Genomic DNA, 25469 nt, shown 5'->3' with positions numbered 1-25469 from the left:
ATGAAGAATCTGACCTTAGCCGAATTGGCAACGATTACCGGTGGAGAGCTACACGGAGACGGTGCAGTTACCGTTTCAGCAGTCGCTCCTATGGATAAAGCGCAAGAAGGAAATATTACGTTCCTTTCGAACGTGAAGTACAGCAAGCACCTTGGCGACTGTAAAGCATCCGCTATTATGGTTAAAGAGAGCGAGCGTGAACTGTGTAAGACCAACGTTATTGTGGTCAGCGACCCTTATGTTGCTTTTGCTAAGGTTGCTCAAGCGCTTGATACCACGCCAGCGCCAGCTGCTGGTATTGCTGATTCTGCTTCAATTTTAGGCGACGCGACCATTGGACAAAATGTGTCTATTGGTGCCAATGCTGTGATTGAAACTGGCGTAGTGCTTGGTGATGACGTCGTTATCGGTGCTGGTTGCTTTATTGGTCAAAATGCAAAAATTGGCGCAGGTACTAAGCTTTGGGCTAACGTAAGTGTTTACCATGAAGTGGTGATTGGCGAAGCATGTTTGATTCAATCTAGTACAGTGATTGGATCCGATGGTTTTGGTTATGCGAATGAGAAAGGCGAGTGGGTTAAGATCCCGCAAGTCGGTTCAGTTCGTGTTGGTAACCGCGTAGAAATCGGCGCGTGTACTACCGTTGACCGTGGCGCATTAGATGACACTATTATTGAAGATAACGTTATCTTAGATAACCAACTTCAGATAGCTCATAATGTTCACATCGGATATGGTTCTGCTATTGCAGGTGGTACTATCATTGCCGGCAGCACAACGATAGGTAAGTACTGTATTATTGGTGGCGGTTGTGTGATTAATGGTCATATAGAAATCGTTGACGGCGTTACAATCACCGGTATGGGGATGGTAATGCGCAGTATCACCGAAAAAGGCATGTACTCTTCAGGTATTCCTTTACAGCCAAATAAAGATTGGCGTAAAACAGCAACGCGAGTTCATCGTATTGATGAAATGAACAAGCGTTTGAAAACCGTTGAAAAACTTATCGAGAACAGCGCGGAATCATAATTCCAGCATTTCTAATAAAAGGCTCGCGTACAGCGAGTCTTTTTCGTTTATAATCCTTCTCATTAAATAAAGAATATACATAGGAATACGACTTTGACTACTGAACAGACAACGATGAACATTACTGAAATTCAGGAACTATTACCTCATCGCTACCCATTCTTAATGGTTGATCGTGTGACTAGCTTTGAAAAAGAAAAGACACTGACTGCGATTAAGAATGTTTCTGTTAACGAACCTCAGTTCACAGGCCACTTCCCACAACTTCCTGTATTCCCAGGTGTGTTGATCTTAGAAGCAATGGCGCAAGCAACAGGTCTTCTAGCATTTAAATCTTTTGGTGCTCCTTCTGGTAATGAGCTTTACTACTTTGCTAGCGTAGATAAAGCGAAGTTCCGCAAGCCAGTAGTGCCAGGTGACCAATTGGTTATCGAAGTTGAGTTCTTAAAAGAACGTCGTGGCATTGCATCGTTCAACGGTGTAGCGAAAGTTGACGGCGTAGTTGTATGTTCAGCTGAACTTAAATGTGCTCGTAGAGAGTTTTAATATGATTCATGAAACAGCGAAAATTCACCCGGCAGCAGTAATCGAAGGTGATGTAACTATCGGTGCTAACGTGACGGTTGGTCCTTTCACTTACATTGCTGGTAACGTGACAATTGGTGATGACACTGAAGTGATGTCGCATGTTGTGATCAAAGGTCACACGACAATTGGTAAGCAAAACCGAATCTTCCCACACGCAGTGATTGGAGAAGAAAACCAAGATAAGAAATACGGTGGTGAAGACACGACTGTTGTGATCGGTGACCGTAATGTGATTCGTGAAGCAGTTCAGATCCACCGTGGTACAACTCAAGACAAAGCTACCACTGTGATTGGCGATGACAACTTACTTTGTGTAAATGCTCACGTAGCGCATGATGTTATTGTTGGTAACCATACTCACATTGGTAACAATGCTATTCTTGGTGGCCACGTAACCGTTGGCGATTATGCGGGTGTTATGGCGCTTTCTGCTATTCACCCATTTTGTTCTATTGGTGCTTATGCGTACATTGGCGGCTGTTCTGCGGTTGTTCAAGATGTACTGCCGTACGTGCTTGCACAGGGTAATCATGCCGCTCCATTCGGCCTCAACCTAGTGGGCTTGAAGCGTAACGGATTTGAGAAACCAGAAATTCGAGCATTACAGAAAGCGTACAAAGAGTTATACCGTTCAGGCAAAACACTTGAAGAAGCGAAAGCCGCTTTAGTTGAAATGGCGAAAGAGTTTGCTTCGGTAACTCCTATGTTAGAAATGCTAGAGAGCTCTGAGCGCGGTATTATTCGTTAATACTTGATGTGGTTATGTACCAATCAATATGAGTATGACAATAGTTACCTCGTTAGATTGGTATAACAAAAAGATCGCTACTCGTTAGGCGATCTTTTTTGTTTTAGGCAAGAAGGGAATTAGAAAACTATGGCACAGCAAGAAGCAGCAACCAATAGCTTGGACTTTGTTTCGAATGAACCTCTGCGTGTAGGTATCGTTGTCGGAGAACTCTCTGGTGACACGCTTGGCGAAGGCTTTATTAAAGCGATCAAATCACAATATCCGAATGCTGAATTCGTGGGTATTGGCGGACCAAAAATGAAGGCGCTTGGTTGTGAGTCTCTTTTCGAAATGGAAGAGCTTGCCGTGATGGGGCTTGTAGAAGTGCTTGGTCGTTTACCTCGCTTGCTAAAAGTGAAAGCGGAGCTAGTTAAGTACTTTACTCAAAACCCGCCAGATGTCTTCGTCGGTATCGATGCGCCAGACTTTAATCTAAGACTTGAATTAGATCTTAAGAACGCGGGCATTAAGACTGTTCATTATGTCAGCCCTTCAGTCTGGGCATGGCGTCCAAAGCGTATCTTTAAAATCGACAAAGCAACCGATTTGGTACTGGCTTTCTTACCATTCGAAAAAGTGTTTTATGATAAATATAACGTTGCTTGTGAATTCGTTGGCCACACGTTGGCTGATACCATTCCACTGGAGCCGAATAAGAAAGAGGCTCGCGATCTTTTAGGTTTAGATCAAGATAAGCCGTGGTTAGCGGTATTGCCAGGTAGCCGTGGTGGTGAAATGAGTTTGATTGCTCAACCATTTATCGAAACTTGTCAGCGCATTAAGCAAAAGTACCCTGATATCAATTTTGTTGTTGCATTGGTTAATGAACAGCGCAAGAAACAGTTTACAGAGATCTGGCAATCGACGGCACCTGAACTTGAATTTACCTTGGTAGAAGATACGGCTACCAATGTGATTACTGCTGCTGATTCTGTTTTGTTAGCTTCTGGTACTGTTGCTCTTGAGTGTATGTTGCTGAAACGACCGATGGTCGTTGGCTACAAGGTCAACAAGCTCACTGGCTATATCGTTAAGAAATTGTCGATCACAGAATTTGTCTCGTTACCGAATATCCTAGCGGGTGAAGAAATCGTAAAAGAACACATTCTTGAGGAGTGTCACCCAGATTACCTTTTCCCATCGGTCGATAAGATGCTTTCAACTGACAACGCGCCACTTATTGAACGCTTTACTGAAATGCATCACTGGATTCGTAAAGATGCTGACAAACAGGCAGCTAACGCAGTTCTGAAATTGATCGGTCGAGAGTTTGTTGAATCATAAAGTGCTTCTTTCAAAAGCATTTGCTTAAAAGTTACAAAGAGAATTGTCATGGCAGTAAAAGAGAAAAAAGAATTTCCTCCTTTTGAGTATCCTCAAGGCTACCAGTTATTCGCTGGTGTTGATGAAGTGGGGCGTGGGCCGTTAGTTGGTGATGTAGTTACCGCCGCGGTTATCCTCGATCCGAATAACCCAATCGAAGGCTTGAACGATTCAAAAAAACTGTCTGAGAAAAAGCGCCTTGCTCTGCTTCCTGAAATTAAAGAGAAAGCCTTGGCATGGTCTGTGGGGCGTTGTTCCCCACAAGAAATTGATGAGTTGAATATCTTACAAGCGACTATGGTAGCTATGCAGCGTGCTATTGCCGGGCTGAGTGTTCAACCTGATATAGCGCTAATAGATGGAAACCGAGTCCCTGAGCTACCGATGGCCGGTCTGGCTATTGTGAAAGGGGATTTACGGGTGGCTGAAATCAGCGCAGCGTCTATCATCGCTAAAGTGGTTCGTGACCAAGAGATGGAAGAACTTGATAAGCTTCATCCAGAGTTTGGTTTTGCTAAACATAAAGGTTACCCGACAAAAGCGCATTTTGAAGCGATTGAAAAACATGGCGTAACCGAGCATTACCGCAAAAGCTTTAAGCCAGTAAAACGTATTCTTGGCATAGATTAGAGCGAATTGAATAAGCTCTATATAGATTAGAGCTTTACGTAAACTAGAGCTTAGCATCGAATAAAGTTGCTTAGTGACGCTAGAAAAAAATAGAATACACACAGTTGTAATCCTAGGCTCAAACCTAGAACTCAGGAAAAATAATGTCAGATCCAAAATTTGTTCACCTACGCGTACACAGTGACTTTTCGATGGTGGATGGCCTATCCAAGGTGCCACCATTAGTTAAAAAAGTCGCTGAAATGGGTATGCCTGCTCTAGCATTGACCGACTTTACCAACCTGTGCGGTTTGGTGAAATTCTACGGTACTGCTCATGGGTGTGGGGTTAAACCAATTATTGGTGCTGACTTCTTGATGCAGTCTCCTGATTTTGGCGATGAATTGACAAAACTCACCGTTATTGCAACGAGTAATAAAGGCTACAATAACCTAACGTTATTAATATCAAAAGCTTACCTTCGTGGCCATGTGCAGCATCAGCCTGTTATTGATAAAGAGTGGCTGATTGAACATGCGGAAGGCCTGATTCTTTTATCGGGTGCAAAAGAAGGTGAGATTGGTAAAGCGTTGCTGAAAGGCAATAGAGAGTTGGTTGCAAGCAGCGTTGAGTTTTACAAAACACATTTCGCAGACCGTTTTTATCTGGAGCTCATTCGAACTGGACGTACGGACGAAGAGTCTTATCTGCACTTTGCGCTGGAATTGGCTGAGCAAGAAGACCTGCCAGTTGTTGCGACCAACGAAGTGGTATTCATTTCTGAAGACTTGTTTGACGCTCATGAAATCCGTGTGGCGATTCACGACGGCTTTACCATGGTTGATCCACGTCGACCGAAAAACTACAGTCCACAACAGTACCTCCGTAGCGAAGAAGAGATGTGTGAGTTGTTCTCAGATATCCCTGAAGCATTAGAGAACAGTGTTGAGATCGCTAAGCGTTGTAATGTCACCGTTCGATTGGGCGAATACTTCTTGCCGAACTTCCCGACGGAAGGTTTGGCGATTGAAGACTTCTTGATCAAAAAATCAGAAGAAGGTCTTGAACGACGTTTAGCATTCCTATTTCCTGACGAAAAAGTCAGAGCTGAACGCAGGCCTGAATACGATGAGCGACTTAAAATCGAGCTAGAAGTAGTTAATAACATGGGTTTCCCAGGTTACTTCTTGATCGTAATGGAGTTCATCCAGTGGTCAAAAGATAACGATGTACCAGTAGGCCCGGGTCGTGGTTCTGGTGCTGGTTCTTTGGTGGCTTACGCGCTTGATATCACGGATCTTGATCCACTTGAATATGACTTGCTGTTCGAACGTTTCTTGAACCCAGAACGTGTATCCATGCCCGATTTCGATATCGACTTCTGTATGGATAAGCGTGACCAAGTTATTGATCACGTGGCTGAAATGTACGGCCGTGATGCCGTTTCTCAGATCATCACCTTCGGTACTATGGCGGCAAAAGCGGTAATCCGTGACGTTGGCCGTGTATTAGGCCACCCATTTGGTTTTGTTGACCGAATTTCTAAGCTGGTTCCGCCTGATCCGGGCATGACGCTAGAGAAAGCATTCCTCGCAGAGCCTGCATTGCCTGAACTTTATGATGGTGATGAAGAAGTTCGTGAGCTGATTGATAAATGTCGAATTCTAGAAGGTTGTACGCGAAACGCAGGTAAGCACGCGGGTGGTGTTGTAATCTCACCGACCACGATTACTGACTTTGCACCTATCTATGCCGATGCGGAAGGTAACTTCCCAGTAACGCAATTCGATAAGAATGACGTAGAAACTGCTGGCTTGGTTAAGTTTGACTTCTTGGGGCTGCGTACACTGACGATCATTGACTGGGCATTAGGCCTAGTAAACCCTCGCTTAGCGAAAGAGGGGAAAGATCCGGTTCGTATCGAGTCGATTCCTCTGGATGATCAAGCGTCATTTAACCTATTACAAAATTCTGAAACCACCGCGGTATTCCAACTGGAATCGCGTGGTATGAAAGATCTGATCAAGCGTCTGCAACCCGACTGTTTTGAAGATATCATCGCATTGGTGGCCTTGTTCCGTCCTGGCCCTCTGCAATCAGGCATGGTAGATAACTTCATCGACCGTAAACACGGACGAGAGGCGGTCTCTTACCCTGATGAAACGTGGCAACACGAATCGCTTAAAGAGACACTAGAACCTACGTACGGCATCATCCTGTATCAAGAACAGGTAATGCAAATCGCTCAGATTCTTGCGGGTTATACGCTTGGTGGAGCCGATATGCTGCGTCGTGCGATGGGTAAGAAAAAGCCTGAAGAGATGGCAAAACAGCGCGGTACCTTCAAAGAAGGTGCTGAAGCCAATGGTGTTGATGGCGAACTGTCCATGAAGATCTTTGACTTGGTAGAGAAGTTTGCGGGCTACGGCTTTAACAAATCTCACTCGGCTGCATACGCACTGGTTTCTTATCAAACACTGTGGTTGAAAACACACTACCCTGCGGAATTCATGGCGGCAGTAATGACCGCGGATATGGATAACACCGAGAAGGTTATTGGCCTTGTCGATGAGTGTTTCCGTATGAAGCTCAAGCTCCTTCCACCTGACATCAACTCGGGCCTATACCGCTTTAATGTGGATGAAGATGGCGCAATTGTTTATGGCATCGGTGCGATTAAAGGGGTGGGTGAAGGCCCAATTGAAGCCATCATCGAAGCGCGTAACAAAGGTGGTTACTTTAAAGACTTATTCGACTTCTGTGCACGTCTTGATCTGAAGAAGGTCAACAAACGTGTTATCGAAAAGTTGATTCTATCCGGAGCCTTAGATAGATTAGGTCCTCACCGAGCGGCGATGATGGCATCTTTGAAAGATGCGGTTAAGGCAGCAAGCCAACATCACCATGCTGAGTCGTTCGGTCAATCTGATATGTTTGGTGTGTTGACCGACGCTCCGGAAGAGGTTGAACACAAGTATACCCAAGTGCCTAAATGGCCTGAAAAGGTTTGGCTAGAAGGTGAACGCGAAACGCTTGGTTTGTATTTAACGGGTCACCCGGTGAATGCTTACATTAAAGAACTTGCGAAATACACCAGCTGTCGTTTGAAAGATGCGACGCCGACTCGTCGTGACCAATCCTTAACGATTGCAGGTTTGGTCATTGCGGCTAGGGTCATGACCACGAAGCGCGGTACTCGAATCGGTTTGATGACTCTTGATGACCGATCGGGTCGGATGGAAGTGATGTTGTTCTCTGATGCGCTCGATCGCTACGCAGAATTGCTCGAAAAAGACAAAATTGTGGTTGTTTCTGGACAGGTCAGCTTTGATGATTTCAATGGTGGGCTTAAAATGTCCGCGCGCGAGGTCATGGACTTAGGAAGCGCCCGTGAGAAATATGCTCGTGGGGTGTCGATATCTATCGAGCAATCCCAAATTAACGGTCAATTTTTTGAACGCTTTGGTCAAATCTTAGAACCTTATAGAGCCGGAACGGTCCCAGTCAATGTATACTACCAACGTGCCGACGCTAGAGCGCGGTTAACATTGGGCACAGAATGGCGTGTGACGCCAAGTGATACATTACTAGACGAATTAAAACAGCTGCTTGGAAATAGCCAAGTAGAACTCGAATTTAACTAAAATTTAGCTCCGTAACTGCGGAGCTGAATCAACAAGGATTCATAGATGAGCCTGAACTTTCTAGAATTTGAAAAGCCTATCGCTGAACTTGAAGCAAAAATCGAAGCGCTACGTGACGTTTCGCGTCACGGTGGTGACACAGCGGTAGATCTAGACAAAGAAATTGAACAACTAGAGAAAAAAAGCTTAGAGCTTAAACAGAAAATCTTTAGTGACTTAGGTGCATGGCAGGTAGCTCAACTTGCTCGTCACCCTCAACGTCCTTACACCAAAGATTACCTGGAGCATGCCTTCACAGAGTTTGAAGAGATGGCGGGCGATCGCGCTTACGCTGACGACAAAGCAATAGTGGGTGGTATGGCTCGTCTAAATGGTCGTCCTGTTATGGTTATTGGTCACCAGAAAGGTCGTGAGACTAAAGAGAAAGTGATCCGTAACTTTGGTATGCCAAAGCCAGAAGGTTACCGTAAGGCACTTCGCCTAATGGAAACGGCTGAGCGTTTCAATATGCCAATCATTACTTTCATCGACACAGCGGGTGCATACCCAGGTGTTGGTGCAGAAGAGCGTGGTCAATCTGAAGCTATCGCTAAGAACCTAAAAGTGATGGCCGGCCTTTCAGTTCCAGTTATCTGTAACGTTGTAGGTGAAGGCGGTTCTGGTGGTGCACTAGCGATTGGTGTTGGTGATTACGTGAACATGCTTCAGTACTCTACATACTCAGTAATCTCTCCAGAAGGTTGTGCTTCAATCTTATGGCGTGATTCAGATAAAGCACCACAAGCTGCTGAAGCGATGGGCCTAGTAGCTCCTCGCCTTAAAGAGCTTGAGCTTATCGATGAAATCATCCCTGAGCCTCTAGGTGGCGCGCACCGCGATCCAATACAGACAGCTCAGAACATGAAAGACATGTTAGTTAAGCAGTTAGAAGAGCTAGAGCAATTTGACAACGAAGCACTTCTAGAGCGTCGTTACCAGCGTCTAATGAGCTACGGTTACTGCTGATAAGGGACCTTAGCAAGGTATAAGACCTGCTTTCCGTAACAAGTTGATGAAAGGGTTGGACTCAGTGCCAACCCTTTTTTATTATTAAAACATTCTCCTTTCTCATTAGTACACACGGCTCACTTAACCCCATGACTCACTTAATCGAAACTTTTACCTCTGCATTTCAACAAAGCGATCTCAAACCTCGTCGGTTAGTCGTTGCTTTCAGTGGTGGTGTCGATTCTCGAGTGTTATTGGAATTGGCCGCGAAATACGCTAAGTCCCATCACATTGAGTGCTGTGCGGTGCACGTTCATCACGGTCTCAGTAAGAATGCTGATCTTTGGGCTGAGCAATGCCAAACATGGTGTGATGCGTCGTCGGTTCCTTTAGCCATCGAGCGAGTATCTCTAGATATTAACAGCGGAGAAAGTGTTGAAAAGCTGGCTCGAGATGCTCGTTATGATTCGCTTCAGAAGCACCTTAGTTTTGGTGATGTTCTAATTACAGGCCAACATATTGATGACCAACTTGAAACTTTCTTGCTGGCATTAAAACGTGGCAGTGGTCCGAAAGGACTCTCTTCAATGGCGAAAGTGATGTCGTTTGGCGAAGCGTTTATTGTGAGACCTCTGCTGTCTGTGACTCGATTAGACATCGAAGCGTCGGCTCACGATATGGGGTTAACTTGGGTCGAAGATGAGAGTAATCAGGATCTGCGCTTTGATCGAAATTTCATTCGTCATCAAGTCACTCCGACGTTGACAGAGCGCTGGCCTAGCTTTCGAGAATCGGTCTGTCGCAGTGCTCAATTATGTGCAGAACAAGAGTCGCTACTCGACGAACTGCTTGAGTCTCACTTACAACAAGCTTTGGGAGGCTGTAACAGTAAGAGCCAGAGCTTAAGCATTGATTCGTTATCTCAGCATTCTGATTTGTTACGAGCACGTTTGATCAGAATGTGGCTCAGCCATTGCAATCAACCGATGCCAAGCCAAAAGCAGCTAAAACTTATTTGGGATGAAGTGGCTTGTGCTCAGGCAGATGCCAATCCTAAGCTGGTGTTGAATGATGTTGAGATTAGGCGCTTTAATAATCAGCTCTATTTGGTACAAGACACCAAAGATTTGTCGAGCTGGAAAAGTGAAATCTTGATTGATGAGAATTTATTATTGCCTGATGGTTTAGGTGAGATCCATTTAAAAGCGGTGTCGAGTGGTAGTGCATCTCATAACCGAGATGTACAACGTTTTTCCCTTACTAAAGCCAACGGAACCTTACGAGTGATCTTTAACCCTGAAGGAGTGTCGGCTCACCCAGTTGGTCGTGGTCATAGTCGAAAACTCAAGAAGCTTTTTCAGGAATACCAAGTACCCAGCTGGTTAAGACGTAGAACGCCGATATTAATGGATGGCGATCGAGTGATCGCTGTTTTAGGCCTATTCGTAGATAAAAACTACGAAGGTCAAGATTGTGAAGCGCTTTGGAGCAAGTAGAAAAAGTTTGTGTCACAATTCACCGTCACTTTAATAAAAATAATTAATGGAATATGCAATGAAGAAAATTACACTAGGATTAGTTCTTGGATTTGGACTATTGAGTGGTAACGCTCTGGCGGGTGATGTTGCTGCGGGTCAAGCTAAAGCGGCAATCTGTGCGGCTTGTCATGGCGCAGACGGTATCGCAATGATCCCAGGATATCCAAATCTTAAAGGCCAAAACGAGCAATACATCGCTTCATCAATTAAGGCATATAAGAACGGCCAGCGCACCGGCGGTTTGGCGGCTGTAATGCAGGCTCAGGCTTCAATGCTGAGTGATGAAGATATTGCTAATCTAGCTGCTTACTACTCAAGCCTTAAGTAAAATCTTCTTAAAGCGCTGATTAAACAAGATGATAAATTTCGAGCCAGAGCTTTAATGCTCTGGCTTTTTTCATTGAATGTTTACTATAGCTAACCGATAATGAGCTATTCGCACAGTTTAAGGGATGAACATGAAAAAGATTGAAGCCATTATCAAGCCATTCAAACTTGATGATGTACGTGAAGCACTTGCAGAAGTGGGTATTACGGGTATGACAGTATCTGAAGTTAAAGGCTTTGGACGTCAAAAAGGTCATACTGAGCTATACCGTGGCGCAGAGTACATGGTCGATTTTTTACCTAAAGTGAAATTGGAAATTGTTGTGACCGACGAAGTGGCTGACCAATGTGTTGATACCATTATCGAAACGGCTCAAACAGGTAAAATTGGTGACGGTAAGATCTTCATTACTGAAGTTGAACGTGTGGTACGTATTCGTACTGGCGAAGAAGACGAAGACGCCGTATAAAAAAACTATTACCTTAAAAGGAGCGTTTATCGCTCCTTTTTCATTTCTGGTAGGGTGCTGTATGTTTAAGAAAACCATCATTGTTATCACGCTATTGATAACGCTTGCTGTTGTTAGCTTTCATATTATCTTCGTGATCCCGAATAAACCCAATTTGATCACTTCTTCTCAAAATACTAGCAACGATATCTACAGCTGCTACCAAAACTCAGCCCCGAAAGCGATTGATGTGTCTGATGGCCTAGACATTACCGTGTGGAATATCTATAAGCAAAACCGAAATAATTGGCAAAGTGAGTTAAATCAGCTGTCAGCCGGTAGCGATTTAGTTTTGCTGCAAGAAGCGAGTATGACAGAAGGGCTTCGCCAATGGGTAACGAGTGGTCAATGGGGAAGTACTCGAGTGAATGCATTTGAAGCTTTTGAACAAAGTGCAGGCGTACTCAACCTAGCGACGCATCTACCGATTGAAGCTTGTGCTTATACTCATGAAGAACCTTGGCTTCAATTACCTAAATCTGCACTTTGGTCTCGCTATCTGCTAAGTAATGGCGAAGAACTGGCTGTGATTAATATCCATGCGGTGAACTTTACCTTTGGTACGGAAGATTATGAGGCTCAGCTCAAGAGCTTAACCGACAATCTCCAAAAGTATCGTGGGCCTGTTATTTTTGCTGGGGATTTTAACAGTTGGAGTGAAGCTCGCTTTGCTGTATTGAAAGATGCGTTGGAACAGGTAGGTTTGACGGAAGTTGCTTTTGAACCAGATAACCGTACACAGTTTATGACAGGGTTGGTGCTCGATCATGTGTTCTATCGAGGGTTAGAAGTAGACAAAGCAAAGGCGCCCATTACGGACGCCTCTGATCATAACCCTATGCGAGTGACCTTTAAGGCTAAATAGAAGAAGCTATCTAGCCTATTAGCCTATTAGCCTATTAGTCATTGGATCTTAGCTATTCACCATTCACACTGTGGTTACTTTGGGTAATAAGCAGGGGAATAAATAGGCTAGTGAATTTTCGCTAGCCTTGTTTTTATCTATTCAGCTTAAAAGATTAAAATGTAGAGAGCCCAGATTAGGTAATAGCCAACCCATGGCAAACCAGAGATGACCAGTGCCTGACCACGCTCAAACTCCGTCCAAGTTAATACTGCTGCATAACCCAATACAATGTACCAAGGCAACAAGAGTGGTAATGAGCTGGCAAATTGCGACCAATCATTGGTTAGTGGCAACTTGATTAAGCCGTTTAAGCTGTTCAAGTCGGCCGCGTAGCTCATCACATGCCCGTGCTTGAGTATCAGGCTTGCGTAGCTTGCTACATCGCCTAGAACGGCAGGGAATATCACTACCGATGCGGCTGCAAACCATCGCCAAAAGCTATGTTGGTGTTGGCTTGGCTTTGTTGCTAAGTTAAACCAAAATGCCAACAGAATGATGGTTAACGTACGGCCGAATACATCACTGATGATTTCACTCGCGAGTAGAGTATTACTGTCAAGTAACGCCAATTGGTCAGGGTTTGTTTGAGCCAGTTGCTGTGACAACTCAGCGCTTAACCATGCAAAATCTACATTCGAAAAATAGGCTCCCCAAAATAAGAATGGGCTGAGCATTAATACGACGTAGGGTTGCCATCCCCAAGCACTTCGTTGATAAAGCGCTAAGAAACACGCTGTTGGTGAACGGAATATATCCAACAGCATGACGAGTGGGTTACTTGACGGGTTCATACACTTACCTTAGTTACATCAACATACAGCTTCAGTTTTTGTCCTGGCTGTAGGTATTTCTTGTTCTGCAAAGCGTTCCATTTTACAACATCTGCGCTTTTTACTTTGAACTTTGATGCAATACCGCTGACTGTGTCACCTGATCTTACGTTATAAAAGACAGTTCGGATGATGGCACCGTCTGAACTATTCTTCCAAATGACCAGTTCTTGACCAATTCTAAGAGTATCACGTGGTCCCATGCCATTCCACTTAGCCAGTGATTGGTGAGATACCTTATTTGCGCGCGCAATCGTCCATAGGCTATCACCACTTTTTACGGTATGGCTAAGCTTATATTGACCACGACTCTTTGACTGTGTGCTTGCTAGGCGATTTGAAGCGCTTAGTGCGTATGTCTTATCGTCTTTGGTTGATGTTGGAATAAATAGGTGCTGACCAACACGAATATTATTGTTGCTCAAACCGTTTGCAGAGCGGATCACTTTGCTGGTGGTGTTGTATTTACTCGCCAGTACGCTGATGCTATCGCCAGATTGCACTTTATAGCGCACCAACTTCATGCCTTTGCCTTTATTGGCTGCCACTTCTTTGTTGAACTTCTCAACAGAGCTTAGAGGAAGCAATAATTGTTGGTGTTTCTCTGGTGCCGTTGCCCACTGGTTATAAGCCGGGTTGTAGCCTTGCAGCTCTTTGACAGGAATGTCGGCGTAGCTTGCGGCAATGGCTAAATCAAGTTGTTCATTTGGGTTAACCAGAGTCAGTACTGCCTTGTTCGGGATCGTAGGGATATCGATGCCATACTTTTCTTGGTTGGCAATCACGTCGGCCAGTGCAAGTAGCTTAGGTACATAGCTGCTGGTCTCTTTTGGTAAGTCTAGAGAGAAGAAGTCGATTGGCTTACCCAGCTTCTTGTTCTTACGGATTGCGCTGTTCACACGACCACCGCCACTGTTGTAGGCAGCGATTGCGTGTTGCCAGTTCCCATCAAAACGTTTGTTCAGGTCGGTTAAGAAATCCAATGCAGCGTCGGTTGAAGCGGCTACGTCACGGCGGCCATCGTACCAGAAGTTTTGTTCTAGTCCGTAAGCTTTGCCAGTACCCGAAATGAACTGCCATAGTCCAGCAGCGCTACCATGAGAATAAGCAAATGCATCAAACGAGCTTTCAACGACGGGCAACAGGGCCAGCTCTAAAGGCAAGTCTCTTTCTTCAATCTTAGTTGTGATCAAGTAAAGGAAAGGTTCAGCGCGTTTTGATACAGTTTTTAGATGACCAGGGTGCTTGAGGTACCAAGTGCGGTAGTAGTCGACTTTCTTTTGGTCCGGCACTTCCATTTCAAGTTGCATCGCAATACGTTTCCAAACATCTTGCTGTGTTTGTGGAGTAACGACGGGTGTTTCAACTTTTGGTTGTTCTTGGATCGCTCCCGATGAAACGTTCGCTTGAGAAACTTCTTTAGTAGGGGAGGTGTTGGTTTGCTCGGAAGCTTGGTCTGGATTCTCTGACTGAGTTAATTGGCAACCAGAAAGTAGTAGTACCAAAGCCCAGCTGTACTTAACTCGCATGTTACAGCCTTTTTAATAAACGGCCGATGATAATACTTGCCACTCCCTATGAGTGACAAGCCTGTATTTGTTAAAATTCGTTCTTCCACGCACGTAAAGCGGTAAAAACCGATAAAGGATCGGTCTGCTCAGTACGATTAGATACTGATTTCACTACACTTGGTTCTGTGTAGCGTAAGAAGGGGTTAACAAACTTTTCTTGTCTTAAATTTGTGGGGATGGTCGACTTATTTTGGGCTCGAAGCCGATTCACTTGGTCGCGGTATTGTTGCAAATGTTGGTTGTCAGGCTCAACAGCCAGTGCAAAAGCGATATTGGCTGCCGTGTATTCATGAGCACAGTAAACCTCGGTTTCTTGTGGGAGTGCTGTGATCTTGTTCAATGCATCAAACATCTGCTGTGGTGTGCCTTCCATGATTCGCCCACAACCAGCTGAAAACAGTACATCGCCACAAAACAGTTTGGCATCACCCACATAACCAATGTGCCCAGCGGTGTGCCCACTGAGCCCTAGCACGAGGAATACTTCGCCAAACAGCTCTAATTGGTCACCGTCATCAACGGGATGCGTTAAGGTCGGGATAGGTTCATTTTTGGGGCCAACGACATCCACGCCAGGGAATTGTCTTACCAGCTCTGGCACGCCACCAATGTGATCGTGGTGGTGGTGCGTAATCAAGATTGCATCTAAAGTTAGCTCATGGTGTGCTAAGTACTCTAATACTGGAGCTGCATCACCAGGGTCGACGACAGCACAACGGCGATCGCTATTTTGAATCAGCCAGATGTAATTGTCGTTAAATGCAGGTATGCTTTTGATATGTAACATTATTGGTTCTCCAGTCACTTTTAGTGAGACAGAATAAGTGAGACAGATTATTGATGAAGCCAGCACGTAGCAGAAAGAAGTTTGAGCGTCCTTATACTTGGGCACAATTGCACAATGGGGACTGGTTGAGAGAATCTATTCAAACTCGACTTGATGAGTGGTGCCCAAAACTATTTGGTTACCATATGCTCAAACTTGGTGGCCTCAGCAGTGAGATTTCTAGCTGCACATGCAACATTCAACATCAAGTAAACCTAGATATCCAGAACCCATTACATAATGTGATAGCAGATGGTTATAATTTACCCTTTTTAGAGAAAAGCTTTGATGTTGTGGTGCTGAGTCATCAGTTAGATTATAGCAACGACCCACACCGGCTATTGAGGGAAGTCGACCGAGTAATGATGGACGATGGCTATATTATTATCACCGGCTTTAACCCTTTTAGTGTGACTGGGCTTGCCAGTTTGATGCCTTGGCGAAAGAACAGCTTGCCATGGAGTGGACGTATGTACACGCCAAACCGAATTAAAGATTGGCTAGGCGTACTTAATTATGAAGTGATTCATTGTGACACCTACGCGTTGTTCCCGATGAGTAAATACCAAGCGATGTGGACGTGGTTGGAGAACAGCTTAGGCAGCTGTGCATCGTTCGCTGGTAGCCAATACTTTATTGTTGCTCGTAAACGTACTTATCCACTTAAGCCTATCAAGCCACATTGGCACCTTAAGCGACGCTTCTCTCCTGTAGGAGCCAGTTTTAGAACCAATACGCGTCGCACCTTGGACTCCGCTAAAACTTCGTATCCGTTAAAAGCAGAAAAAGCCGACTCATAGTCGGCTTTCCATTGCTATATCTGTTTTAGATACTGACATTTCCTTTAAGAAAATGATCAGCTTGGCTGATAGCCCGTATCTTCTTGGGTCGGGTTTTCAGCTGCACTTCGAGCTAAATCATCACACATTTCATTTTCTCGGTGCCCCGCGTGCCCCTTAACCCAGCGCCAATCAACGCTATGGCGCGCCGTCTCTTTGTCGAGTCTTTGCCACAGGTCTGCGTTTTTAACGGGCTTTTTATCGGCTGTTTTCCAATCGCGCTTTTTCCAGTTGTGAATCCACTGGGTGATACCTTGACGCACGTATTGGCTATCTGTGGTCAGAATGACAGAGCAAGGCTCTTTGAGGGCTTGGAGAGCCACAACAGCGGCGAGCATTTCCATGCGGTTATTGGTGGTTAAGGTGAAACCTTCGGCTAACGTCTTCTCTACTTTTTTGTAGCGAAGTACAATGCCGTAGCCGCCAGGACCTGGGTTGCCTAAACAAGAACCATCAGTGAAAATTTCAACTTGTTTCGTCATGATTTGATACTATTACCTCAAGCACATTATCGGCATAGTCTGACACAGTTATCCTTATGAATACCAGTAGCACTCCAGAACAAAGCACGAACGAAAAAAACAGTTCGAATGAAAACAAACGCATCGTTGTACTCGATACCGAAACCACCGGTATGAATACAGAGGGTGGCCCCCACTATATGGGACATCGCATCGTTGAAATTGGTGCAGTAGAGATCATCAACCGTAGGCTGACTGGGCGTCACTTTCACGTCTATATCAAGCCCGATCGTGCGATTCAAGAAGAGGCAATTGGCGTTCACGGTATTACCGATGAATTCTTGATTGATAAACCAGAATACCAAGACATACATAAAGAGTTTCTCGACTTTATTAAAGGTGCGGAGCTGGTGGCTCATAACGCGCCCTTCGATACGGGCTTTATGGACTATGAGTTTGAGAAACTTAACCCTGCTATAGGTAAAACGGATGACTACTGCAAAGTTACCGATACCTTGGCGATGGCGAAGAAGATATTCCCAGGGAAAAGAAACAATCTAGATATCTTATGTGACCGTTATGGTATTGATAACTCACACCGTACTCTTCACGGCGCATTGCTCGATGCGGAGATTCTAGCTGACGTCTACTTATTGATGACAGGTGGGCAAACTTCGCTGCAATTTAACGCTGGCCAACAAGAAGGCGAAGGCGAAAGCATACGAAGAGCAGAAAGTGGTCGAAAATCCCTAAAGGTTTTGCGAGCTACGGCCGATGAAGTAGAAGCGCATCAAAGTCGTTTAGACCTCGTCGAGAAAAGCGGAAGCTGCCTCTGGCGTCAGTAGGGAGAAAGTATGTTAAGGGCATTGGCTACCGGTTGTTTATTGCTGTTGAGCTTTGGCTTACACGCAGCAACAGAATCTGTAATGAGTTTATTGGATAATCGCTTTCGAGTTGATCCCAGTATCGAGCAAGTTACTTTTGTGATCTATCGAGCCGATAATTCTAAACCCGTCGTCTTGGTTCGTCCTGATGGCAAGAAGTATCACGCTTTGCGTCATGCTGATAATGTCCGTTGGTACCAAGAATCGTCAATGGATATTATCTCTATCGACAATCCGATGCCGGGTCCTTGGCAAGCGGTAGGTAAAGTCTCACCTAAAAATAATATCAAACTTTTATCTCATCTGGTTTTAGACGCCAATGAATTTCCAGACAAATTGTACCAAACTGAACACATTAAATTTACCGCTCGTTTGACATCCGATGGCAAGCCGCTTGTGCTGCGTGATTTTCTTGACCGTGTGAAGCTTAAAGTAACATTCACTAAGTTCGTCGAAAACGAAGAGTCCTTAGTGAGAGAAGCGCGGCCAATTCCGGTTGTCATGGGGGAATTTGCCGATGATGGCGTTGATCTTGACGAAAAAGCTGGAGATGGTGTGTTCACCGTGTCGTTACCAATGGACATTGAGCCTGGTAAATATCGAGCTCGAATTACTTCTGGTAATGGTGTGTTCCTGCGAGCACAAGAGCAAGAAGTCTTGGTCTACCCAACGCCAATCACAACCACCTTCATTCAGTCTCGCAAAGAAGGTTTATCTCATACTGTAGTGGCTTCTGGCGAGCCAGGTATGATTGCACCGAGCTCGTTAGCAGCTCACGTTGAGTATAAAGCCCCTGATGGGTATGTGATGTATAAGCAAGGCCAAGCCGAAGCTGATGCGATGAAAGTGTCTTTAACGTTGCCTTATAATGATGATTTGGGAATTTACACTTGGTCGGGGATGGTTTATGCCACCGATGCGTCAAGCCAGCGTCCACTGATCTTCCCGATTACCGAGCAGTCGTACAGCGTTGTTCAAGAGATAGACCTAGCAGAATCTCGACGTCTTCAAGAGGAAGCTCTTGCTGAGCAGAAACGTATTGCTGAAAAATTAATGATTCTTCAAAAAAGAGAAGATGACAGGCAGCGCAGCATAATGATTATAGCGGTAGGTAATGTGGCTGCGATTTTATTGGGCTTACTGATTTGGTTTGTAATACGTAAAATCACAGCGAAGAAGAGAGCGTTACCCGAGATGCAGCTCAAGGCACCTAAGTAACTAGTCTGCATTCCTAGAGTTGTCTTGAGGTTGTTGTCTTGAGTGAGTAAACCTCGGGACAACAAACCTCGAGAGACTAAATTTAGATAGAGCAAGCCTCGAGATAGTAAGCATTAAAATTTGTGACAATGAAGTGATGAATAAAAAAACGGGACTCATAGGAGTCCCGTTTTTGTTTCTGTCTCTGACCTTAAGCGACGTTATCAATCGATTGTTCTGGGTACTGAGTCTTTGCTGCAAGCTCCTCTGGTGAGAAGTCATCAACGTTAATTGTGTACAGTCTATGTTCCTCAGCGCTAATCAGAAGATTTGCTTCTTCTTGCGTTAAGATACCTTTCTCAAGTCCCAGCTGAGCGACAAGGTCGAGTCGTAAGAAAGCACGTTTTTGATGTGTTTCTTTACAAACCTTATCGAACAGAGGTTCAGCTTGAAGAATCACTTCTAGCGCTTTTTCAATCTTGCCTACAGGGTTGTATTCCGTTGCTTCCAAGTATTGGCCACGGCCGATACGAGAGCGTGTTTCACTTGGTGTTTGTAGGATTTGCGCGACTTGGCTATCCAACTTGTCGTTTGGTGCACGACGGATACGGCCAAATGGCATTAACACAACGCGAAGTAGTTGACCAATCACAGGGTTAGGGAAGTTCGCCAAGAACTCATCAATCGCGACTTCAGTTTGACGCAAGCTGTCTTGCATACCCCAATGGACTAATGGGAGATCTTCAGCATGGCTACCTTCGCTTTCAAAGCGCTTAAGTGTTGCTGAACCTAGGTAGAGTTGACTCAGGATATCCCCCAGTCTTGCTGATAGGCGCTCTCTGCGTTTCAGTGAACCGCCTAATACAGCCATTGAAATGTCAGACAGTAGCGCTAGGTTAGCACTGTAGCGGTTCAGCTGTTGGTAGTAACGCTGTGTCTGCTTATCCGTTTTATTGGATGGTGTTGGAGCGTCTGAACCACGACCGTCGGTTAAACCAAACCACAAGCTGCGGACTAGGTTACTCATAGTAAAGCTAACGTGTCCTGCTAATGCTGAATCAAACTTATCAAGTGCATCGCTGCTTTCCGAATAAGCCGCTTCCATTTCGTTCAGAACATAAGGGTGGCAGCGAATCGCGCCTTGACCATAGATGATCATTGAACGAGTCAGGATGTTTGCGCCTTCAACCGTAATCGCAATTGGTGAGCCTTGGTAACCACGAGCGAGGAAGTTCGATGGGCCTAAGCAAATGCCTTTACCGCCGACGATATCCATCGCATCGATGATGCTGCGTTGGCCACGGTGAGTACAGTGGTACTTCACGATTGCTGAGATAACCGAAGGCTTTTCACCAAGATCGATACCCGCAACCGTTAGGTTGCTTGCTGCATCCATTACATAAGCATTACCAGCTAGACGTGCCAGTGGCTCTTCAACCCCTTCCATGCGACCAATGGGTTGTTTGAATTGACGACGAATACGAGCGTAAGCACCAGTTGCTAATGCTGCAGATTTAATACCACCGGTTGAGTTTGAAGGCAGTGTGATACCACGACCAACCGACAGGCATTCAACCAACATACGCCAGCCTTGTCCTGCCATTTTTTGGCCGCCGATGATGAAATCGATAGGCACGAAGATGTCATCACCTTGAGTCGGACCATTTTGGAAAGGCACGTTGAGTGGGAAGTGGCGGTTACCAATCTCTACGCCTTTTAAATCGGTAGGGATAAGGGCACAGGTGATGCCAAGATCTTGTTTGTCACCAAGCAGACCTTCTGGGTCTCTCAGTTTAAAGGCTAAGCCTAAAACGGTCGCGACAGGCGCTAGAGTGATGTAACGTTTGTTCCAAGTTAGGCGCATGCCCAATACTTCTTCACCTTGCCATTCACCCTTACATACCACACCATAATCTGGGATAGAGCCTGCGTCTGAGCCTGCTTCTGGACTGGTCAGTGCGAAACAAGGGATCTCTTTACCTTCAGCTAGGCGTGGCAGGTAATGGTTTCTTTGATCTTCTGTGCCGTAGTGCTGCAATAGCTCACCAGGACCTAGTGAGTTAGGTACGCCAACCGTCGATGATAATACGCTCGAAACACCCGTTAGCTTCTGTAGAACTAACGACTGAGCGTAAGCTGAGAATTCTAAACCGCCGTATTTTTTCTTGATGATCATGGCGAAGAATTTATGGTCTTTTAGGTACTGCCAAACTTCTGGTGGTAAATCAGCAAGCTCATGTGTTACTTGGTAATCATTGACCATTTCACACACTGTATTGACTGGGCCATCTAAAAACGCTTGTTCCGCCTCAGAAAGTTTCGGATCCGCAATGTTTTGAAGCTTCTTCCACTCAGGCTTGCCTTTGAACAGCTCTGCTTCCCACCATACTGTGCCTGCTTCCAATGCCTCTTTTTCCGTCTGAGACATTGCTGGTAGAACCTTCTTAAACAAAGAAAGTGCTTTTTGGCTAATGAGGGTCTGGCGAATTGCTGGTACAGCAAAGATTGCAATGGCCAATAGATAACAAAGCCAGCCAGTGACTGCCACGCTGCCAAACAGGGTTAATGCGACCATTGCGCCAGTTAACACAATTAACGCACGGACCAGACTAACTCTATGGTAAAGACAGACGCCTAAGATGGCTGACATGCCGAGTAGGGAGAGCAATATGTTCATGATCGATTTCCTTTTCAGAGATCACTTATTGTTATTAAGTTTAGGTAAGAGGTCTAACCAGTCAAGTGTAAACAAAATATTAAATATTTGTAAAACTCCAAAGTGAATAAAAAGTGATCTCAATAGAGTTAAAGTTCTAATTGTGAGAGGTTGGTGGTGAATATTTGGACGGATCGGCAATGAGAGGTTAATAAAGGTGGCAATCTTTGGGCTTAAGTGTCGACACTATTTCATGTTTGTGGGTAAACTCAGTTATAAAGAGGGGAAAACCCTCAATTCTCATTTCACGCACTTTAAGTTGCGTCAAAAAACATAAGAGATAAGCCAAATGTACCAAGACCTAATCAAAAGTGAATTGAACGAAGCTGCTGACGTTCTGAACAAGTTCTTGAGTGATGACCATAACATTGCTCAAATTGAAGCTGCTGCAAAAATGATTGCAGATTCATTCAAGCAAGAAGGCAAAGTGCTTTCTTGTGGTAACGGTGGTTCACACTGTGATGCAATGCATTTCGCGGAAGAGCTAACAGGCCGATACCGTGAAAATCGTCCAGGTTTTGCTGGTATTGCGATTTCAGATCCGAGTCACCTGTCTTGCGTGAGTAACGACTTTGGTTACGACCACGTATTTTCTCGTTATGTAGAAGCCGTGGGTCGTAAAGGCGATGTGTTGTTTGGTTTGTCGACTTCAGGTAACTCTGGCAACATCCTAAAAGCGATTGAAGCTGCTCAAGCTAAAGGGATGAAAACCATTGCGCTGACCGGTAAAGATGGCGGTAAAATGGCAGGTTGTGCTGATATCGAAATCCGAGTCCCACACTTTGGCTACGCTGATCGCATCCAAGAGATTCACATTAAGATCATCCACATTGTGATTCAGCTTGTTGAAAAAGAAATGGAATAATAGTTTTACAGACATTTGGAGCCTAGGTTTGTGGCTCCATTGGTTTAAATAGGGAGTAGATTAAACCATGTGTGAATTGCTCGGTATGAGCGCGAATGTGCCTACTGATATTTGTTTTAGCTTTACTGGCCTTATGCAGCGTGGAGGCAACACTGGTCCACATCGTGATGGCTGGGGTATTACTTTCTATGAGGGGAAGGGTTTTCGTACATTTAAAGACCCTAATCCTAGTTGTGAATCAAAGATCGCTGAGCTGGTTCAAAACTACCCAATTAAGAGCCAAGCTGTTGTCAGTCATATCCGTCAAGCTAACCGCGGTGGCGTTAATCTAGAAAATACTCACCCTTTCACTCGTGAGCTTTGGGGACGATACTGGACCTTTGCTCACAATGGTCAACTAACGGATTATGATGATCTGATTAGTGGTCGATTCAGACCTGTCGGTGAGACGGACAGCGAACTCTCTTTCTGCTGGTTGTTGAAACAACTTGAAGACCGTTTTCCTGAACCTCCTCAAGATATGGAAGGTATGTTTCGCTTTGTCGCTGAGTGCTGTGACCAGTTACGAGAGAAAGGTGTTTTCAATATGTTGCTCAGTGACGGTGAGTACGTGATGAACTACTGTACGAACCATTTATACTGGATAACAAGACGAGCTCCTTTTGGTAACGCGAGCCTGATTGATGAAGATGTTGAGATTAACTTCCAAGAAGAGACCACGCCTAATGATGTGGTAACCGTCGTCGCAACTCAGCCTCTAACAGACAATGAAGAGTGGTTTAGAATGAAGCCGGGTGAATACGCGCTGTTTCATTTTGGAGAGTTAATTGGCAACAACCACCAAGCGTTGGAAGATGTCGCTTATGCTCCGAAGAAGGTGGCAAGCCAAGCGCCTACTGAACCATTGAGCTAATCTAGTCGATACTATTATTTGTCCTGATTAAAAAAGGCCGCTTACTGTACTAATAAGTCAGTGAGCGGCCTTTTTGTTTTCTGTTTTTTAAGGCTTATTCTTCCGTGATTTACTCTGGGAGAACAACCTTATTAATTACTCTTCTGCGTAACCGTGTGTACCTAATGTTTCACCGTCTAAGACAGCCCTCCCGTTTACCATCGATAAACGATCTTCAGCAAACCATTTACAAACCATCGGGTAAATACAGTGCTCTTGAGTCAGTACTCGGCTTGCTAACATGTCAGCATCATCATCTTCAAATACCGGCACCTTGGCTTGCAAGATTACAGGGCCACCATCAAGTTCTTCGGTAACAAAGTGGACGCTTGTACCGTGCTCTTTGTCTTGTGCATCAATGGCACGCTGGTGGGTGTGTAGGCCCGGGTATTTAGGTAACAGGGAAGGGTGGATGTTGACCATTTTACCGGCATAGTGACGAACAAATTCTGAACTCAAGATACGCATGTATCCCGCAAGTACGATTAAATCGGGTTGGTAAGCATCGATCTGAATCATCAATTCATGATCGAACTCTTCACGTGAACCATAGTTTTTTGGGTTCACAGAATGTGCGTCAACACCTGCTGATTTTGCTCTCTCTAGACCAAAAGCCTCTGCTTTGTTTGAGAAGACAGCTTTAACTGAAGCATCAATCATATTGCTATCACAGGCGTCCAAAATTGCTTGCAAGTTACTTCCGCTTCCTGAAACTAAAACGACGATGTTTTTCTTAGAGTGACTGTTATTCATAGAATGGCTGTTTTTCATAGAGTGGGTCATGCGATTGATTAACTGAACTGTTTACAATGTACCTACATAAACTAAGGTTTTCTGTGGGCCAAATAGCAAAATGAGGACCATAAGGTCCTCATTGATTAACTAAGTAAGTGAGCGTATCACTTATTTGATTTCAACTTGCTCTTCGCCAGCTTCAGCGTTTGCGATCTCACCGATAACCCAAGCGTTTTCGCCTTCGGCTTTCAGCAGTTCAACCGCAGCGTCTGCTTGATCTTTAGGTAGAGCAACAACTAGGCCTACACCACAGTTGAAAGTGCGGTACATTTCAAATGTCTCCACGTTACCTTTCTCTTGTAGCCAGTTGAAGATAGCAGGCCATTCCCAGCTCTTGCCATCAATCACTGCTTTAGTACCTTCAGGAAGTACGCGTGGGATGTTTTCCCAGAAACCACCACCTGTGATGTGCGAGATAGCATGAATGTCATGCTCTGCAATCATCTTAAGTGCCGATTTGATGTAAATCTTAGTCGGTTCTAGTAGGTGTTCACCGATAGTGCGACCTTCTAGCTCTTCACTCTTATCAGCACCAGAAACTTCTAGAACTTTACGAATCAAAGAGTAACCATTTGAGTGTGGACCACTTGAGCCAACAGCGATAAGTGCGTCGCCTGCAGCTACTTTAGTACCGTCGATGATGTCAGCTTTTTCTACAACACCAACACAGAAGCCGGCTACATCGTAGTCGTCGCCTTCGTACATACCTGGCATTTCAGCAGTTTCACCGCCGATGAGTGCACAACCTGCTTGAACACAGCCTTCAGCAATACCAGAAACAACATCTGCTGCTGTATCTACATCTAGCTTACCTGTTGCGTAGTAGTCTAGGAAGAATAGCGGCTCACCACCTTGAACGATTAAGTCGTTCACACACATTGCCACTAGGTCGATACCAATGGTGTCGTGTTTTTTCAGATCCAAAGCAAGGCGAAGTTTAGTACCAACACCATCAGTACCTGAAACAAGTACCGGCTCTTTGTATTTCGTTGGAAGTTCACATAGGGCGCCAAAGCCACCAATACCGCCCATTACTTCAGGGCGACGAGTGCGTTTAACAGCACCTTTAATACGGTCTACTAGTGCATTACCTGCGTCGATATCAACACCAGCGTCTTTGTAGCTTAGAGAAGAAGTATTACCACTCACGGGATAGTCCTCGAACTTAAGTTGGATGTGAAAACGGCGCTATTCTAACAGGGCTTGATTACGAAGAGCAAACGTTTGCGCGGTTTTTTTTATTAGAATAAAGATTCTGAAATAACCCCACAGTTCGTGT

The 25469-nt window shown here is 44.9% G+C and carries 23 protein-coding genes; 16 read left to right on the top strand and 7 right to left on the bottom strand.

What is annotated here, in order from left to right; genetic code table 11:
- From lpxD to AB4513_RS03040, 11 genes are all read left to right on the top strand, one after another.
- Nucleotides 1-1032 (top strand): UDP-3-O-(3-hydroxymyristoyl)glucosamine N-acyltransferase, encoded by a 1032-nt coding sequence (gene lpxD / locus AB4513_RS03090; protein ID WP_009847409.1) that lies wholly within the window; start codon nucleotides 1-3, stop codon nucleotides 1030-1032.
- Nucleotides 1033-1125: 93 nt separating this feature from the next.
- Nucleotides 1126-1578: a 3-hydroxyacyl-ACP dehydratase FabZ gene (fabZ, locus tag AB4513_RS03085; protein ID WP_009847408.1), complete on the top strand. Its 453-nt coding sequence runs from the start codon at nucleotides 1126-1128 to the stop codon at nucleotides 1576-1578.
- A 1-nt stretch (nucleotide 1579) separates the two neighbouring features.
- A complete protein-coding gene (lpxA, locus tag AB4513_RS03080; protein WP_009847407.1) occupies nucleotides 1580-2368 on the top strand; it encodes an acyl-ACP--UDP-N-acetylglucosamine O-acyltransferase in 789 nt (262 codons plus the stop codon).
- A 129-nt stretch (nucleotides 2369-2497) separates the two neighbouring features.
- Nucleotides 2498-3694, top strand: coding sequence for a lipid-A-disaccharide synthase (gene lpxB, locus AB4513_RS03075; RefSeq protein WP_009847406.1), 1197 nt, complete (start codon nucleotides 2498-2500; stop codon nucleotides 3692-3694).
- A gap of 48 nt (nucleotides 3695-3742) precedes the next feature.
- Nucleotides 3743-4363: a ribonuclease HII gene (gene rnhB, locus AB4513_RS03070; RefSeq protein WP_009847405.1), complete on the top strand. Its 621-nt coding sequence runs from the start codon at nucleotides 3743-3745 to the stop codon at nucleotides 4361-4363.
- A gap of 143 nt (nucleotides 4364-4506) precedes the next feature.
- Nucleotides 4507-7986, top strand: a complete 3480-nt coding sequence (dnaE, locus tag AB4513_RS03065) for a DNA polymerase III subunit alpha (RefSeq protein ID WP_009847404.1) — start codon at nucleotides 4507-4509, stop codon at nucleotides 7984-7986.
- Between the two features lie 45 nt (nucleotides 7987-8031).
- Nucleotides 8032-8991, top strand: coding sequence for an acetyl-CoA carboxylase carboxyl transferase subunit alpha (accA, locus tag AB4513_RS03060; RefSeq protein ID WP_009847403.1), 960 nt, complete (start codon nucleotides 8032-8034; stop codon nucleotides 8989-8991).
- A 131-nt stretch (nucleotides 8992-9122) separates the two neighbouring features.
- On the top strand, nucleotides 9123-10469 hold the full coding sequence (gene tilS, locus AB4513_RS03055) for a tRNA lysidine(34) synthetase TilS (protein WP_009847402.1): 1347 nt from the start codon (nucleotides 9123-9125) through the stop codon (nucleotides 10467-10469).
- Between the two features lie 46 nt (nucleotides 10470-10515).
- The gene (locus AB4513_RS03050; RefSeq protein ID WP_012604592.1) at nucleotides 10516-10839 is read left to right on the top strand and encodes a cytochrome c; all 324 of its coding nucleotides are present in this window, start codon (nucleotides 10516-10518) and stop codon (nucleotides 10837-10839) included.
- 130 nt (nucleotides 10840-10969) lie between these two features.
- On the top strand, nucleotides 10970-11308 hold the full coding sequence (glnB, locus tag AB4513_RS03045; RefSeq protein ID WP_017063373.1) for a nitrogen regulatory protein P-II: 339 nt from the start codon (nucleotides 10970-10972) through the stop codon (nucleotides 11306-11308).
- A gap of 61 nt (nucleotides 11309-11369) precedes the next feature.
- Nucleotides 11370-12212 (top strand): endonuclease/exonuclease/phosphatase family protein, encoded by an 843-nt coding sequence (locus AB4513_RS03040; RefSeq protein ID WP_009847399.1) that lies wholly within the window; start codon nucleotides 11370-11372, stop codon nucleotides 12210-12212.
- A gap of 146 nt (nucleotides 12213-12358) precedes the next feature.
- Here AB4513_RS03040 and AB4513_RS03035 read toward each other — a convergent pair whose 3' ends face one another.
- The 3 genes from AB4513_RS03035 to gloB form a co-directional block, all read right to left on the bottom strand.
- A complete protein-coding gene (locus AB4513_RS03035) occupies nucleotides 12359-13045 on the bottom strand; it encodes a YIP1 family protein (protein WP_009847398.1) in 687 nt (228 codons plus the stop codon).
- Complete coding sequence (locus tag AB4513_RS03030; protein WP_009847397.1) at nucleotides 13042-14613, bottom strand: LysM peptidoglycan-binding domain-containing protein; 1572 nt, start codon at nucleotides 14611-14613, stop codon at nucleotides 13042-13044. Before AB4513_RS03030 ends, AB4513_RS03035 begins: the two co-directional genes overlap by 4 nt.
- Before the next feature lie 70 nt (nucleotides 14614-14683).
- A complete protein-coding gene (gloB, locus tag AB4513_RS03025) occupies nucleotides 14684-15442 on the bottom strand; it encodes a hydroxyacylglutathione hydrolase (RefSeq protein ID WP_009847396.1) in 759 nt (252 codons plus the stop codon).
- Nucleotides 15443-15495: 53 nt separating this feature from the next.
- Between gloB and AB4513_RS03020 the strand changes: the two genes are divergently transcribed.
- Nucleotides 15496-16281 (top strand): class I SAM-dependent methyltransferase, encoded by a 786-nt coding sequence (locus AB4513_RS03020; RefSeq protein ID WP_009847395.1) that lies wholly within the window; start codon nucleotides 15496-15498, stop codon nucleotides 16279-16281.
- Between the two features lie 56 nt (nucleotides 16282-16337).
- On the opposite strand, the gene rnhA is transcribed toward AB4513_RS03020, so the two are convergent.
- A complete protein-coding gene (gene rnhA / locus AB4513_RS03015) occupies nucleotides 16338-16802 on the bottom strand; it encodes a ribonuclease HI (RefSeq protein ID WP_009847394.1) in 465 nt (154 codons plus the stop codon).
- A gap of 56 nt (nucleotides 16803-16858) precedes the next feature.
- On the opposite strand from rnhA, the gene dnaQ reads away from it, so the two are divergent.
- Together dnaQ and AB4513_RS03005 are read left to right on the top strand one after the other, a co-directional pair.
- Nucleotides 16859-17626, top strand: a complete 768-nt coding sequence (gene dnaQ / locus AB4513_RS03010; protein ID WP_009847393.1) for a DNA polymerase III subunit epsilon — start codon at nucleotides 16859-16861, stop codon at nucleotides 17624-17626.
- Nucleotides 17627-17635: 9 nt separating this feature from the next.
- Entirely contained in the window at nucleotides 17636-18883 is a 1248-nt protein-coding gene (locus AB4513_RS03005; protein WP_009847392.1) for a TIGR03503 family protein, read from the top strand.
- Between the two features lie 190 nt (nucleotides 18884-19073).
- On the opposite strand, the gene fadE is transcribed toward AB4513_RS03005, so the two are convergent.
- On the bottom strand, nucleotides 19074-21539 hold the full coding sequence (fadE, locus tag AB4513_RS03000; RefSeq protein ID WP_009847391.1) for an acyl-CoA dehydrogenase FadE: 2466 nt from the start codon (nucleotides 21537-21539) through the stop codon (nucleotides 19074-19076).
- Nucleotides 21540-21867: 328 nt separating this feature from the next.
- On the opposite strand from fadE, the gene lpcA reads away from it, so the two are divergent.
- Together lpcA and AB4513_RS02990 are read left to right on the top strand one after the other, a co-directional pair.
- Nucleotides 21868-22443 carry a D-sedoheptulose 7-phosphate isomerase gene (lpcA, locus tag AB4513_RS02995; protein ID WP_009847390.1) on the top strand — a complete coding sequence of 192 codons (576 nt, stop codon included), beginning with the start codon at nucleotides 21868-21870 and terminating at the stop codon, nucleotides 22441-22443.
- Nucleotides 22444-22510: 67 nt separating this feature from the next.
- Nucleotides 22511-23356: a class II glutamine amidotransferase gene (locus AB4513_RS02990; protein ID WP_009847389.1), complete on the top strand. Its 846-nt coding sequence runs from the start codon at nucleotides 22511-22513 to the stop codon at nucleotides 23354-23356.
- Nucleotides 23357-23491: 135 nt separating this feature from the next.
- Here AB4513_RS02990 and purN read toward each other — a convergent pair whose 3' ends face one another.
- Together purN and purM are read right to left on the bottom strand one after the other, a co-directional pair.
- Nucleotides 23492-24178 (bottom strand): phosphoribosylglycinamide formyltransferase, encoded by a 687-nt coding sequence (purN, locus tag AB4513_RS02985; RefSeq protein ID WP_086027545.1) that lies wholly within the window; start codon nucleotides 24176-24178, stop codon nucleotides 23492-23494.
- A gap of 120 nt (nucleotides 24179-24298) precedes the next feature.
- Nucleotides 24299-25339, bottom strand: coding sequence for a phosphoribosylformylglycinamidine cyclo-ligase (purM, locus tag AB4513_RS02980; RefSeq protein WP_008222945.1), 1041 nt, complete (start codon nucleotides 25337-25339; stop codon nucleotides 24299-24301).
- Nucleotides 25340-25469: the final 130 nt, after the last annotated feature.

It is taken from the genome of Vibrio sp. 10N.222.54.E6 (assembly GCF_041473955.1).
GTDB classification, from domain to species: Bacteria; Pseudomonadota; Gammaproteobacteria; order Enterobacterales; family Vibrionaceae; genus Vibrio; species Vibrio tasmaniensis_A.
This window is presented reverse-complemented; position numbering and strand designations above follow the sequence as displayed.

Excerpts from the sequence above, each read along its gene's own strand:
- lpxA (WP_009847407.1), top strand. The coding sequence starts at position 1,580 with ATGATTCATGAAACAGCGAAAATTCACCCGGCAGCAGTAATCGAAGGT.
- rnhA (WP_009847394.1), bottom strand. The coding sequence starts at position 16,802 with ATGACGAAACAAGTTGAAATTTTCACTGATGGTTCTTGTTTAGGCAAC.
- lpxB (WP_009847406.1), top strand. The coding sequence starts at position 2,498 with ATGGCACAGCAAGAAGCAGCAACCAATAGCTTGGACTTTGTTTCGAAT.
- AB4513_RS03020 (WP_009847395.1), top strand. The coding sequence starts at position 15,496 with ATGAAGCCAGCACGTAGCAGAAAGAAGTTTGAGCGTCCTTATACTTGG.
- fadE (WP_009847391.1), bottom strand. The coding sequence starts at position 21,539 with ATGAACATATTGCTCTCCCTACTCGGCATGTCAGCCATCTTAGGCGTC.
- gloB (WP_009847396.1), bottom strand. The coding sequence starts at position 15,442 with ATGTTACATATCAAAAGCATACCTGCATTTAACGACAATTACATCTGG.
- glnB (WP_017063373.1), top strand. The coding sequence starts at position 10,970 with ATGAAAAAGATTGAAGCCATTATCAAGCCATTCAAACTTGATGATGTA.
- accA (WP_009847403.1), top strand. The coding sequence starts at position 8,032 with ATGAGCCTGAACTTTCTAGAATTTGAAAAGCCTATCGCTGAACTTGAA.
- dnaE (WP_009847404.1), top strand. The coding sequence starts at position 4,507 with ATGTCAGATCCAAAATTTGTTCACCTACGCGTACACAGTGACTTTTCG.
- tilS (WP_009847402.1), top strand. The coding sequence starts at position 9,123 with ATGACTCACTTAATCGAAACTTTTACCTCTGCATTTCAACAAAGCGAT.
- lpcA (WP_009847390.1), top strand. The coding sequence starts at position 21,868 with ATGTACCAAGACCTAATCAAAAGTGAATTGAACGAAGCTGCTGACGTT.
- purN (WP_086027545.1), bottom strand. The coding sequence starts at position 24,178 with ATGACCCACTCTATGAAAAACAGCCATTCTATGAATAACAGTCACTCT.
- AB4513_RS03050 (WP_012604592.1), top strand. The coding sequence starts at position 10,516 with ATGGAATATGCAATGAAGAAAATTACACTAGGATTAGTTCTTGGATTT.
- AB4513_RS03035 (WP_009847398.1), bottom strand. The coding sequence starts at position 13,045 with ATGAACCCGTCAAGTAACCCACTCGTCATGCTGTTGGATATATTCCGT.
- AB4513_RS02990 (WP_009847389.1), top strand. The coding sequence starts at position 22,511 with ATGTGTGAATTGCTCGGTATGAGCGCGAATGTGCCTACTGATATTTGT.
- lpxD (WP_009847409.1), top strand. The coding sequence starts at position 1 with ATGAAGAATCTGACCTTAGCCGAATTGGCAACGATTACCGGTGGAGAG.
- AB4513_RS03030 (WP_009847397.1), bottom strand. The coding sequence starts at position 14,613 with ATGCGAGTTAAGTACAGCTGGGCTTTGGTACTACTACTTTCTGGTTGC.
- dnaQ (WP_009847393.1), top strand. The coding sequence starts at position 16,859 with ATGAATACCAGTAGCACTCCAGAACAAAGCACGAACGAAAAAAACAGT.
- AB4513_RS03040 (WP_009847399.1), top strand. The coding sequence starts at position 11,370 with ATGTTTAAGAAAACCATCATTGTTATCACGCTATTGATAACGCTTGCT.
- rnhB (WP_009847405.1), top strand. The coding sequence starts at position 3,743 with ATGGCAGTAAAAGAGAAAAAAGAATTTCCTCCTTTTGAGTATCCTCAA.
- AB4513_RS03005 (WP_009847392.1), top strand. The coding sequence starts at position 17,636 with ATGTTAAGGGCATTGGCTACCGGTTGTTTATTGCTGTTGAGCTTTGGC.